The 12,540-nt window shown below is 43.1% G+C and carries 10 protein-coding genes; 8 read left to right on the top strand and 2 right to left on the bottom strand.

Features of this window, described 5'->3' with window-relative positions; genetic code table 11:
- Window positions 1-2: 2 nt before the first annotated feature.
- The 4 genes from polA (at window position 3) to M0221_RS02110 (ending at window position 5,175) form a co-directional block, all read left to right on the top strand.
- Window positions 3-2,969, top strand: coding sequence for a DNA polymerase I (gene polA / locus M0221_RS02125; RefSeq protein ID WP_483284222.1), 2,967 nt, complete (start codon window positions 3-5; stop codon window positions 2,967-2,969).
- 192 nt (window positions 2,970-3,161) lie between these two features.
- A complete protein-coding gene (locus M0221_RS02120) occupies window positions 3,162-3,692 on the top strand; it encodes a hypothetical protein (RefSeq protein ID WP_483284221.1) in 531 nt (176 codons plus the stop codon).
- Window positions 3,693-3,810: 118 nt separating this feature from the next.
- Window positions 3,811-4,599, top strand: a complete 789-nt coding sequence (locus M0221_RS02115) for an SDR family NAD(P)-dependent oxidoreductase (protein ID WP_483284220.1) — start codon at window positions 3,811-3,813, stop codon at window positions 4,597-4,599.
- A 219-nt stretch (window positions 4,600-4,818) separates the two neighbouring features.
- A complete protein-coding gene (locus M0221_RS02110; RefSeq protein WP_263240740.1) occupies window positions 4,819-5,175 on the top strand; it encodes a hypothetical protein in 357 nt (118 codons plus the stop codon).
- A gap of 86 nt (window positions 5,176-5,261) precedes the next feature.
- Here M0221_RS02110 and hemH read toward each other — a convergent pair whose 3' ends face one another.
- Window positions 5,262-6,281, bottom strand: coding sequence for a ferrochelatase (hemH, locus tag M0221_RS02105; RefSeq protein WP_263240742.1), 1,020 nt, complete (start codon window positions 6,279-6,281; stop codon window positions 5,262-5,264).
- A gap of 511 nt (window positions 6,282-6,792) precedes the next feature.
- Between hemH and metX the strand changes: the two genes are divergently transcribed.
- The 4 genes from metX (at window position 6,793) to trhO (ending at window position 11,039) form a co-directional block, all read left to right on the top strand.
- Window positions 6,793-8,115: a homoserine O-acetyltransferase MetX gene (gene metX / locus M0221_RS02100; protein WP_483284742.1), complete on the top strand. Its 1,323-nt coding sequence runs from the start codon at window positions 6,793-6,795 to the stop codon at window positions 8,113-8,115.
- On the top strand, window positions 8,112-8,729 hold the full coding sequence (gene metW, locus M0221_RS02095; protein WP_011512781.1) for a methionine biosynthesis protein MetW: 618 nt from the start codon (window positions 8,112-8,114) through the stop codon (window positions 8,727-8,729). Before metX ends, metW begins: the two co-directional genes overlap by 4 nt.
- Window positions 8,730-9,131: 402 nt before the next feature.
- The gene (locus M0221_RS02090; protein WP_011512780.1) at window positions 9,132-9,713 is read left to right on the top strand and encodes a tetratricopeptide repeat protein; all 582 of its coding nucleotides are present in this window, start codon (window positions 9,132-9,134) and stop codon (window positions 9,711-9,713) included.
- 267 nt (window positions 9,714-9,980) lie between these two features.
- Window positions 9,981-11,039 (top strand): oxygen-dependent tRNA uridine(34) hydroxylase TrhO, encoded by a 1,059-nt coding sequence (gene trhO / locus M0221_RS02085; protein ID WP_011512779.1) that lies wholly within the window; start codon window positions 9,981-9,983, stop codon window positions 11,037-11,039.
- 123 nt (window positions 11,040-11,162) lie between these two features.
- On the opposite strand, the gene serA is transcribed toward trhO, so the two are convergent.
- Entirely contained in the window at window positions 11,163-12,389 is a 1,227-nt protein-coding gene (serA, locus tag M0221_RS02080; RefSeq protein WP_483284219.1) for a phosphoglycerate dehydrogenase, read from the bottom strand.
- Window positions 12,390-12,540 lie beyond the last annotated feature (151 nt).

Raw genomic sequence — 12,540 nt, 5'->3', positions numbered from 1 at the left:
CTATGACTGCCAACGATCACAACTCCCACTCGCCTATTAATCCCAATACGCTACCGAATTTTGCAACGATGCCCAATGTGGCGACAATGGACACCACGCATGTGGACAAAAACCAGCCACCTTTTATTTTGGTCGATGGCTCTTATTATCTGTTTCGTACCTATCATGCGCTGCCAAAAACCATGCAAAACTCGCAAGGGCTAGTCACCAATGCAATACGTGGCACGCTCAATGCACTTTTAAAGCTGATGCGCCGCTATCATCCAACCCATATGGCCGTTTGTTTTGATACCAAATCGCCAACCTTTCGTCATGCTATGTCAGAAGAGTACAAAGCCAATCGTCCAAAAATGGATATCGAGCTTGCCGAGCAGATTCCTTATATTCATCGTTTGGTCACCGCGCTTGGGATTCCACTGTTACGTATCGAAGGCGCAGAAGCCGACGATATCATCGGTACGCTCGCCTATCGTGCAGTTGCCGAAGGGCATCACGTGGTTATCTCAACTGGAGATAAAGACATGATGCAGCTGATTAATGACTGCGTCATACTAGAAGATAGCTTCACAGGCAAGATGACTGATAGCGCTGGCGTGGTTGAAAAATTCGGTATCAATCCTGAGCAAATGATTGATTTTTTAACCTTGATGGGCGATTCCTCTGACGGTATCAAAGGCGTGCCCGGTATTGGTAAAAAGACCGCCAAAGATTTGCTAAACGAATATGGCAATATCGATAATATGCTCAAAAATGTCGCCAATATCAAAGGGCGTGCTGGCAAAAACTTGCTCGAATATGCCGATGATATTCCGATGAACGCGCAGCTGGCAACCATTGTCACTGATTTAGAAGTGGGGCAAGACTGGCAAGATTTAAAAATAAACACTGATCCTTGCGCCCACATCGATGAGCTACGTGAGCTATATAGTGAGCTCGAATTTAGAAATGAGCTAGCGTCACTTGATCACCCTAATCATCCAGCCAACGCTAATGGGCATGGCACGCAAAGTGTTGCTCATAGTCAGGCTGATGCCGAGTCACAAGCACAAATCGCCAAATCTCTACAATCAAGCACCATCGGTGATATTACCGATAGTAAAAGTCATGATAGAGCATGGCATACTATTTTAGACGAGCCTGCCTTTGACAACTTAGTTCAATTGTTAGCATCTGCGCCGCATTTCGTTATCGATACCGAAACCACGAGTGTCTATTGGCGTCAGGCTGAATTGGTTGGCTTATCTTTTGCTGTGCAAGCACACGAAGCTTATTATATTCCGCTGACTCATGCGCTAGAAGGCGATGAATTAACAGCAAAACAGCTCGACCGCGATACCGTTTTGGCGCGTTTAAAGCCTATTTTAGAAAACCCAAACATCGGTAAAATCGGTCAACATTTAAAGTATGATGCCCATATTCTTAGCCTTTATGATATAAACCTCTTAGGTAATATTCATGACAAGCCCAACAATTGGGCGATGGATACCATGCTTGCCAGCTATGTGATTAATGCTGCCATTACCCGTCATGGCATGGATGATTTAGCACGGCATTACCTGCAAACGCAGACCATTAGCTTTGAGGATGTCGCTGGTAAAGGCGCTAAGCAAGTGAGTTTCGATCAAGTAGCGATTGATATTGCTAGCGACTATGCTTGTGAAGATGCTGACATTACTTATCAATTATTTGAGCTGTTTAGTCAAAAGCTTGCTGATGATACCAATAACGCTAAGCTGCTACACGAGCTAGAAATCCCAACAGCGGAAATACTGTGCCAAATGGAAGCAAACGGTATCTTAATTAGGCGTCCGTTTTTAAACGAGCTATCTAAACGCTTTGATGAAGAAATCATTGCCCTAGAAAAACGTGCGTACGAAGTCGCCGGTGAAGAGTTTAATCTTGGCTCTCCTAAGCAGCTTGGCGAGATGTTATTCGATAAACTTGGCGTCGTGGGTGGCAAAAAAACAAAAACTGGTCAATATTCTACCGGTGAAGCCGTCTTATCAAAAATCGACCATCCTTTGGTCGATATCACCCTAGAGTATCGCGGACTCTCTAAACTTAAGAGCACCTATACCGATGCGCTTGATAATGTAGCAGATGCCAAGACTGACCGTGTGCATACCAGCTATCATCAAGCATTGACCAGTACTGGGCGCTTATCTTCGACTGATCCCAATTTACAAAATATTCCTATTCGTACCGCTACTGGTCGCTTGATTCGTCAAGCATTTATTGCGCCAGAAGGTCGAGTCATATTAGCGGCGGATTATTCGCAAATTGAGCTGCGTTTGATGGCGCATTTCTCAGGTGATAAAAATCTCACTCATGCCTTTAATGAAGGGCTAGATATTCATGCCGCCACTGCCGCCGAAGTACTAGGAAAAGAGGTCGCAGAGGTTACAGCAACCGAGCGCCGTAATGCCAAAGCCATTAACTTTGGTCTGCTATATGGCATGAGCGCCTTTGGACTGGCCAAACAGTTACAGATGAGTCGTAGTGAGGCGCAAGACTATATCGATATGTATTTTGAGCGCTACCCTGGCGTCAAAGACTATATGATCAATACTCGTGCCAGCGCTTATGAGCATGGCTATATCGAGACCATATTGGGTCGTAAGCTTTATACCCCTGATATCAATCATAGCAATCGCATGGTCAAACAAGGCGCTGAACGGGCAGCGATTAACGCACCATTACAAGGTTCTGCAGCTGACTTGATTAAGCTTGCTATGATTGCCGTCGACAAAGTACTACCTAAAGAGCAGGCAAAAATGCTACTGCAAGTGCATGATGAGCTGGTGTTCGAAGTCGATGCTGACAAGGTCGATGAGATAAGCCAATTGATTACTGATGCTATGCAAGATGTCTTAACAGCAACAGCGGTTGAAAAAGGCTGGAACGTCAATTTTGCAGTGCCGCTATTGGTTGAGACGGATAGTGGTCAGAATTGGGATGAGGCGCATTGATTCTTAAGGAGATTTTAAGTAGGTTTAATGCTATTTAAGATACTTGACACTCGCAGCGTAAACTAAAAAAAACAGTCGCGTATTATAATTGTCGGTATAATAAACCTATCTTATTTTTTCCCAAATTATTTTTTAGTCTAAAGTGAGCCTTAGCGCTCACTTTTTTTATTCTAAAAATCAGGAGCGCTTATTTTGGCTGCAGATGGCATTATCGAAATCCCCGGCATTATCTTACTGATAGCCTGTATATTACGTTGCGTGAAATATGTAGTGCAGAGTGAAAGTAAGCAAAGTCTTTATTTTTGGCTGGCATCAGTATTGACGTTTTTTGCGGTGATCCGTCGCGAGTTAAACTATTTACCTGAGTTGTTTATTGATAGCGATTTTTCACTGTTAAATCAGTCCTATGACTGGTGGGAAGATGCGGTGCTTCTTATAGTTTATCTGCTTATCGTGGGTTTATTAGCATATACCTGGCGTTATCTCTGGGCAGTATTAAAATCTGTGCCGATTTATTTATATCTTATGATAGTGGGGTTGGCATTATTAGAATATATGGGCGAAAACGCGATTATGATTCCTCAAGGTTTGGGAGAGGTTGTTGAAGAAATGGCAGAAACAGGCGTTTACGCGATTGCATTGACCTACATATGGCGTTTTAAACCGCTTGTGTTTGAAAGACGCTTGCCACCTAATAAGCGCTATTCATCATGCCAAGCGTAGCAAACACTGGTCATGATAGCATTTGTCTTAGCGCTAACTTTTAATAGAGAGTTTGCTATACTAAAAATTAGCGCATTTTTTCAGGCATCATTTATCACCAATCATTAAGCGAGTCATTATGAATATATTCATTACGGGTGCATCACGCGGTATCGGTCTAGCGACAGCAAAACGATTGCTCGCAAAAGGTCATAGCGTCGGTCTTTTTGATATTGACACGGTTGAGCTTGAGCGTGCGATTGATGATAAAACTTTTAAAAAAGCGCTAAAAGGCAATCGTCTCGTCCATGGTCATCTAGATGTCATTGACCCTGAAGCATGGGATACAGCAATCGATCATATGCTGGAGAATTTTGGTGGTATTGATGTCTTGATTAATAATGCTGGCGTATTGGTGAGTGGCGCGTTGCCCAATACTGACTTGGACAAGCAATTGTCATTGATTGATATCAATTGTAAAGGTGTGCTCATCGGCTGTCATAAGCTAGCGCCGCATTTAGCCGACAGTAAAAACGCCAAAATCATCAATCTCTCATCTGCTTCAGCGATATATGGTCAATCTGAAGTGGTACCTTATTCTGCCAGTAAATTCTTTGTCCGCGGTTTAACCGAAGGGCTAAACATTGAATACGCTGAGCTAGGTATCAAAGTGATTGATGTCATGCCACTGTGGGTAAAATCCGACATGACGAAAGACATCAAGGTCACCAGTATCGACCGTTTGGGCATCAATCTAACCGTTGACGATGTGGCTAAAACCTTGTGTAAATTAAGCGCTCAGCCGAATCGCAAGCTGTCACGTACTCACTATCCTATTGGCTTTCCTGCGAAAATGCTGCATACAGCCTCGCAAGTCGCACCTGACTCATTAATGCGCTTTATCAATAGTAAAATCGGTACTAAATAAGTTTAGACTATAAAATTCAAAAGTAACATGACAATATTTAAACGGCTACCAAGATTTGGCAGCCGTTTTTTTACGGTTGAATAAGCAATCTTCGTACATATTTTTAACATCCTGTGACACCTTACTACTAGAGGCAATGATGATAAGCGGACAAAATAGCTATACGACCACCTTTAAACCCTACTAGGCTTGTTAACTATAAAAACTAAGGAAGACAGTATGGAACACTCAAAAACCCCGCTACCAGAAGAGATGAATCACATCGAAGGTGATGAAAATATTGATAATGATATCGATGAAGGTCAAAATAACCAAGGTAGCCAAGAGGTCGATTTAGACAATCCTATGCTGCATGTTATCGACAATGATGACTTTGACGATGATGCAGGATTTAATAATTCGCAAGTCGGGAGTGATGCAACCCAAGGTCTTACCCCTGTACATCATCAAAATATCGATGAATCACGTATTGATGAGTTGCTGGTTGAAGAGAATTTAGATGATAGCCATTACCCCAGTATTGCCGACATTGCTGACAAAGACGCAGCAAAACTAAGCCATGACAATGACTTTTAAATAGTACTTTTAGAAAATTATTGATAAAAAAATACCGAACGTGATGTTCGGTATTTTTTTGAATATTCATTTGATATTAAAAACGTTTATGCCCAACCATCCAGAGTCCCTGCCCAACCTTTTACCAATGGCGCACTCATTGCCTCTAACAAGTCTATATGTGCTTCGTCAGCATTGAGCGCTGGAATATAATGGTATTCTTGCCCGCCAGCATGCAGGAAAGTCTCGCGGTTTTCGATAGCCAATTCCTCTAACGTTTCTAAGCAGTCTGCCGAAAACGCAGGGCTAAGAATCTGTACCGAGCGTACACCTGAGCTGCCCCACTCTTTGAGTACCACATCGGTATAGGGCTTAATCCATTCTTGCTTACCAAAGCGTGACTGGAAACTGATAATCCATTCATCTGGTTTTAGCCCAAGCTCATGAGCCACTTGTGCCGCCGTACATTTACAGCGCTTCGGGTACGGATCGCCTTTATCAGCATAAGGCTGCGGAATACCGTGAAAGCTAAACATGAGCTTTTCAGGCTTGCCATGTACCGCTTGAAAACGGCGGATGCTATCTGCTAATGCTTTAATATATAAAGGATGAGCAAAGTAATCTTTGACTATCGTTATATTGGGCAAATTACGCTGCTTCAGCGACCACTTAGTAATCGCATCATAAACCGCACCTGTTGAAGTCGCCGAATACTGCGGAAACACGGGTAACATAACGAAATGGTCAACCCCTTCGCTACGCAATTGATCCATGACATCAGGCAAACCCGGATTACCGTAGCTCATCGCGGCATGAACAGACACGCGAAATGGCGCAGCCCGTTCAGCCAAACGCTTGTCTAACATCTCAACTTGCGCGTTAAGAATATTGCGCATCGGCGAATCGCCATCCCAAATACTGGCATATGCTTCTGCTACCCGTTTCGGGCGACTTGGCAGCACAAACAGATTGAGGATAATCGCCCATAAGAATTTTGGGATTTCAATCACGCGCGGATCGGACAAAAACTGTTTGAGATAACGACGGACAGCTGGCGCGGTCGGCTCATCTGGCGTACCAAGGTTGACAAGTAAAACGGCAATACGGGGAGGCAGGTCAGGTTTCATAGCAGCACTGTTTTATAGTTAAGTTGATGAAGGAAGCTCTACAAAAGATTGTTAAGACAGTATTCAATGAGCACGCCGTTAGTGTAGCATTTTAACCCTTTATAACGCATGGCAAAAGTGTCCTTGTACAATTTGACACGCAGTTATCACTACTCGTCTACGTCGATAGCGCCTAAAACCTGTAGCAATGACCCAGCATTTTTTTCGATTGGCTTAATAACATAAAAACTAAGTATGAAAGGCTGCGCTTGAAGGTTGTACTCATATGCGCATCGCCCTACAATAGGCAAGCACATGGTCAAAAAGCAGTGTAGATAAAACGCTTTTAGTAAACCATTTAAAAATATCGGCAAAACGAGTTGTCGATACAGTGTCCTTCTTATTTTATTGATGATTGTTGTCTTGTGAGGTAGCTTTGAACGCACGCCCTGATAATACCAGTGACCAGTCCGCCACAGATAAAAGCAATGCTAAAGGCAATGCTAAAAGCTCAATCAACACTGAGGAATTATTGAACTCAGTCGGAGTCGTCACGCCCCAGACTCTTCATTTCGCTGAGCCATTAACTCTAGAGTGTAATCGCACTTTACCATCATTCGATTTGATTATCGAAACCTATGGTACGCTTAATAGCGACAAGTCAAATGCTGTGCTTATTTGCCATGCCCTATCAGGCAGTCATCACGCAGCAGGCTTTCATAGCGATGAAGATCAAAAAGCTGGTTGGTGGGACAATATGATCGGACCCAATAAGTCCATCGATACCAATAGATTCTTTGTGGTCTGCGTTAATAATATCGGTAGCTGCTTTGGCTCTACTGGTCCCACGACAATAAATCCAGATAGCAGTCAAGCACAAGTATATGGACCTGACTTTCCTCTGGTCACTATCAAAGACTGGGTCAAGACCCAAGCCATGCTTTCAGATCGCTTGGGCATTGACGTCTGGCATGCCGTCGTCGGTGGCTCAATGGGCGGTATGCAAGCTCTGCAATGGTCAGTAGATTACCCAAACCGTTTAAAACGTTGCGTGGTCATTGCCAGTACGCCCAAGCTGTCTGCGCAAAATATTGCCTTTAATGAGGTGGCACGCCAGTCTATTTTATCTGATCCTGACTTTAAAGACGGACGCTATCTGCTAGCAGGTACTTACCCTCGCCGAGGTCTTATCCTTGCACGAATGGTAGGACACATTACCTATCTGACTGACGATGCGATGAAAGCCAAGTTTGGCCGTGATTTAAAGTCCGGCAAGTTTATGTATGGCTATGATGTTGAGTTCCAAGTCGAAAGCTATCTGCGCTATCAAGGTGAGCGCTTTAGCGAAAATTTCGATGCCAATACCTATTTGCTTATGACCAAAGCACTGGATTATTTTGACCCGACACGGGATTATCCATTAGAGACTGCTATAGATTCGTCGCCAGAATCTTTAGCCTCGTCCCTTGCTGAATCTGTAAAAGCGGATAGTAGCGAAGACGAGCTAGCAAATGCTTTAGCGGACAGTGCGGGTATCGACAACATAAGTGCAGCTAATCATCAAGAGCTGACCGCATTGAAAGCCGCCTTTGCCCATACTGAATGCCAGTATCTGATTGTGTCATTTACCACGGATTGGCGTTTTGCTCCCGAGCGCTCACAAGAGATTGTCGATGCGCTGATGGCGACTGGTAAACCGGTCAGCTATATCAATGTCGATGCGCCGCACGGGCATGATTCTTTCTTATTTGATATTCCGCGTTATATGGGCGCTGTCAAAGGCTTCCTAAATGCACCATTTATGACTGATAACCGAGACCAAAACAGTCAAAAAACATTAGGAGCGCGCTCATGAGAATGGATCATCAATTGGCTGAGCGTTGGATTGCCCCACACTCACATGTGCTTGACTTAGGCTGTGGTAATGGCGAGCTGCTCGCGCATTTACAGCAAAATCGCGGTGTAACGGGTTATGGACTTGAGATTGACGAGGACAAAATCAATGAAGCCATCGCTAATGGTTTATCCATTGTTGAGCAAGACTTGAATGACGGCTTGGCGCGTTTCGCTGATAATAGTTTTGATACTGTAGTAATGGCACGTGCACTACAAGCAGTCAAATCGCCTGATATACTGTTGCTTGATATGCTGCGCGTCGCTCGTGAAGCAGTTATTACTTTTCCTAATTTTGCCCATTGGCAGAACCGAATACATTTGGGTTTGAAAGGTATTATGCCGGTCTCAGAAGCGCTGCCTTATGAGTGGTACAACACCCCAAATATTCATCTATGTACCTTTAAAGATTTTGAGAAACTGTGCGCGCAGCATGATATTCATATTATCAATCGTTTTGCCGTCAGTGATTCTGAAAAAGGGCATTCACCGTTGATGACAGCATTGATAAGACAAGCGCCAAACCTATTGGCAGATGTCGCTATTTATCGCGTCACCAAACAAAAACCTAAATGATATTTGCTACTGCTAGTTCTTATTAAAAGTAATATTGACACCCATAAGTACAACCTTAACCTTAATAAAGTCTTAATCTATTCTTACACCTAAGTAACTCTATGATTTTATTGAGGACAACGAGGTATAGATAGGCAGTAAATCGTGTAATTAGTATTTGAGTTTCGTAAGTTTGGGTGTTAAGCTAGCGAAATAGTGTCAACTGCACCCCGATTAATACCGTTTGTCGGCTTTATTGGAATCTATTGGCACATGATAACGATTAATTATATTGCTAATAATTAGGTAAGTTGGTCTTGTAAGATGTCGCCTAATTGTTATCGCCGTCTAACTGTCTTTAGCGAGACAATGTTTAGCGGGACAATTTTTTTTGCTTATTAACTGCCTAATTTTGGAGCTGCTATGAAATTATTAAAAGCTGCGTTGTTTACTGCCATTTTTTCTTGTGCAGGTTTTGCCAACGCTGAGTTAATATCAAACGTACCACTTGATACGTCACGTTTTGAGCTAATGCCTATTAGCGAGCTATCTAATCGCGCGGCTCAAGGTAATGATCATGCTCAATTTTATCTGGCCAAGCGTTTGCAAAAAGGCGAAGGCATTGCTCAAAATACCAAACAAGCGGTTCAGTGGTATACCAAAGCGGCTCAGCAAGGCGTTGCCCCTGCTCAGCTTAACTTAGCCATCATGTACTTGCGTGGTGAAGGTGTACAACCAAACCTACAACAAGCACGTGGTTGGTTAGAAAAAGCCGCTATGCGTGGTGATAACCGTGCTAGCTATACGCTTGCCTTGTTAGATGAAAAGCAAAAAAATCTAGTCGATGCTTATAAATGGTATGATTTGGCTGCCCGTGATGGCATGCTCGATGAAAAAGTCCGTAATAAAGCCCGTGGCAAAATTGGTCAATTGGCATTAAACTTATCCAGTGCTGATATCGCTAGTGCTCGCAGCAAAGCAGATACTTGGTTTCAGAGTAAATAAGCTATAATTTACTTTATACAATGAATATGCAAAAAGCTCAGTATTTTACTGGGCTTTTTTATTGACTATTTTTATCATCGCCTATATCTGGCTTAAGAAGGATAAAACACCCAAAACTTCCCTAAAATTTGTTACACTGCGCCCGCATTAGCCAATTCCACAATCGTGCTAGTGTTATGAATCTTACCAACTCATTCTAACCGTTAATGATAAAAAGCACCTTAACCCAATGCACTAGGTTTGCGACCTAGCCAGCAGGAGAAAAACATGAGTACCTCACAGACTGATAACGTAAAAGCATCAACCCATGCGACCGAATACGACAGCGTGACCAATAATATTGTCGTCGCTGCCCTATATAAATTCACTCGCTTTGCTGACTTTGAAAAGTACCGCGACCCAATTCTAAATACTATGCTCGACAATGACGTCAAAGGTACGTTGCTAATCGCTAGTGAAGGTATTAACGGGACCATTTCTGGCACACGCCAAGGTATCGATAATGTCCTAGACTATCTGCGTAGTATCGAAGAAATTGGCAGTTTTACTTTTAAAGAATCTTATACTGATGCCCAGCCTTTTTATCGCACCAAAGTAAAGCTTAAAAAGGAAATTGTCACGATGGGTGTGGAGAATATCGATCCATTGCAGTCGGTAGGTCGCTATGTCAAGCCAAGCGACTGGAATGCCCTAATCTCAGACCCTGATGTCATCCTGATTGATACGCGTAATGATTATGAAGTAAAAATTGGCACGTTCCAAAATGCGGTCAATCCTAATACCGAAACGTTTCGTGAATTCCCAGAATACGTGGCAAAAGAGCTAGACCCAAGCAAGCATAAAAAAGTCGCCATGTTCTGTACGGGCGGTATCCGCTGCGAAAAATCAACGGCATTTATGCGCGAGCAAGGTTTTGAAGAGGTTTATCATTTAGAGGGCGGCATTTTAAAATATCTAGAAGAAGTACCTGCCAGCGATTCTATGTGGGAAGGCGATTGCTTCGTCTTTGATAACCGTGTCTCAGTCAATCATAACTTAGAAAAAGGCAGTTATGAGCAGTGTTTTGCCTGTCGTATGCCGATTACGCAAGCTGAGATGCAAAGTCCTGCCTATATAAAGGGTGAGTCATGTCCGCACTGTATCGATAAAGCGACCGATGAGCAAAAAGCACGCTTTCGTGAGCGTGAGCATCAAATGCAATTGGCACAAAAACGTGGTGAAGCCCATATCGGTAGTGACGTCATTGATGTCATTGAGAAGCGCAAAGCAGCTAAGATCGAAGCTCGCCGTCAAGCAGACGCAGCCAATAAAACTAAAGCTGGCTAAATTTATGCCTTAGAAATATGTAAAATGCGATAAAAAAAGAGAGACTCTTATGAATAGAGCCTCTCTTTTTTGTTATTTGCTATTTATAGTGCTAACTATAAATTCAAACTGTTATTACAAAACTTAAAACAAAATACGCACACGAATTGTCTCTTGAACGTCTTTTAGCTGATCTAAAGCCGCGGTTGAGTCGTTATAATCGACATCCATAACGAGATAGCCGACATCGCCTTCCGTCATCAAGCTCTGCGCCAAGATATTGATATTTGCTTCAGCAAACAGACGGTTAATCTGTGACAGGACGCCTGGTACGTTTCTGTGAATATGTAGCAGGCGATGCGTGCCTTCTTTAAACGGAATCGATACTTCTGGGAAGTTGACCGCCGTTGCTGTATCGCCTTGGTCAGAATATCGCACAAATTTATCTGCAACTTCCAGTCCAATATTTGCCTGTGCTTCTTGCGTTGAGCCACCGATATGCGGCGTCAAGATAACATTATCAAATTTACGCAGTGGTGACTCAAACTCTTCATCAGCAGATTTTGGCTCTTTTGGGAACACATCAATTGCAGCGCCCAAGATTTTGCCAGATTCAAGCACGGCAGCAAGGTCATCAATCTCGACACAAGTACCACGCGCAGCATTGATAAAGTAGCTGCCGTCTTTCATATGCGCAAACTGCTCAGCTTTCATCATGTAGCGTGTGCTTGGCAGATCAGGTACATGCAAAGTCACGATATCAGCAGTAGATAACAGCTCTTCTAAGCTAGCTACTTGGACTGCATTACCTAGTGGCAGTTTGGTCAAAACATCATGATAAATGACTTTCATACCAAAGCTTTCAGCCAATACAGACAGCTGCGAGCCAATAGAGCCATAACCGACGATACCGATGGTTTTGCCGCGTACTTCATGTGAGTTAGTCGCAGACTTACCCCAACCACCGCGATGTACAGTGGCACTCTTTTCAGGGATACCGCGATAGAGCATAATGGCTTCAGCAAGTACCAACTCAGCGACCGAACGGGTGTTTGAGAATGGCGCATTGAAGACCGGAATACCGAATTCACGAGCAGCATCTAAGTCTACTTGGTTGGTACCAATACAAAAGCAACCAATGCCGATAAGCTTATGTGCATGCTGAAGCACTTCACGCGTCAGCTGCGTGCGCGAGCGAATACCGATAAAATGAGCATCTTTAATCTTTTCAATCAGCTCATCTTGATCCAATGCATGACTGATATTTTCGATGTTTTGGTAACCAGCATCTTTTAATACTTTTAAAGCATTGTCGTGCAGACCTTCAAGCAATAAAAACCGGATTTTGTCTTTTTGGAGTGATAACGCCATGTGAGAACTGTCCTATAATTGTCTTATAAAAATCATCTGAGGGATAAGCTTGGATGAATGAAACGAAAAGAGTCTGGATATCTTACACAAAATTGGGCGGCGATGTTAGCAGATTAGATGAATTATTGGTTATCAATCCTGAAAACTTTTT

This window comes from Psychrobacter sp. ANT206, assembly GCF_056880555.1.
Note: the sequence above shows the minus strand (reverse complement) of the source record. Positions and strands in the feature narration are given on the sequence as shown.

Bases quoted from the DNA above. Each gene is read 5' to 3' on its own strand.
- M0221_RS02090 (WP_011512780.1), top strand. From the start codon at position 9,132: ATGAAATTATTAAAAGCTGCGTTGTTTACTGCCATTTTTTCTTGTGCA.
- M0221_RS02110 (WP_263240740.1), top strand. From the start codon at position 4,819: ATGGAACACTCAAAAACCCCGCTACCAGAAGAGATGAATCACATCGAA.
- trhO (WP_011512779.1), top strand. From the start codon at position 9,981: ATGAGTACCTCACAGACTGATAACGTAAAAGCATCAACCCATGCGACC.
- polA (WP_483284222.1), top strand. From the start codon at position 3: ATGACTGCCAACGATCACAACTCCCACTCGCCTATTAATCCCAATACG.
- hemH (WP_263240742.1), bottom strand. From the start codon at position 6,281: ATGAAACCTGACCTGCCTCCCCGTATTGCCGTTTTACTTGTCAACCTT.
- metW (WP_011512781.1), top strand. From the start codon at position 8,112: ATGAGAATGGATCATCAATTGGCTGAGCGTTGGATTGCCCCACACTCA.
- serA (WP_483284219.1), bottom strand. From the start codon at position 12,389: ATGGCGTTATCACTCCAAAAAGACAAAATCCGGTTTTTATTGCTTGAA.
- M0221_RS02115 (WP_483284220.1), top strand. From the start codon at position 3,811: ATGAATATATTCATTACGGGTGCATCACGCGGTATCGGTCTAGCGACA.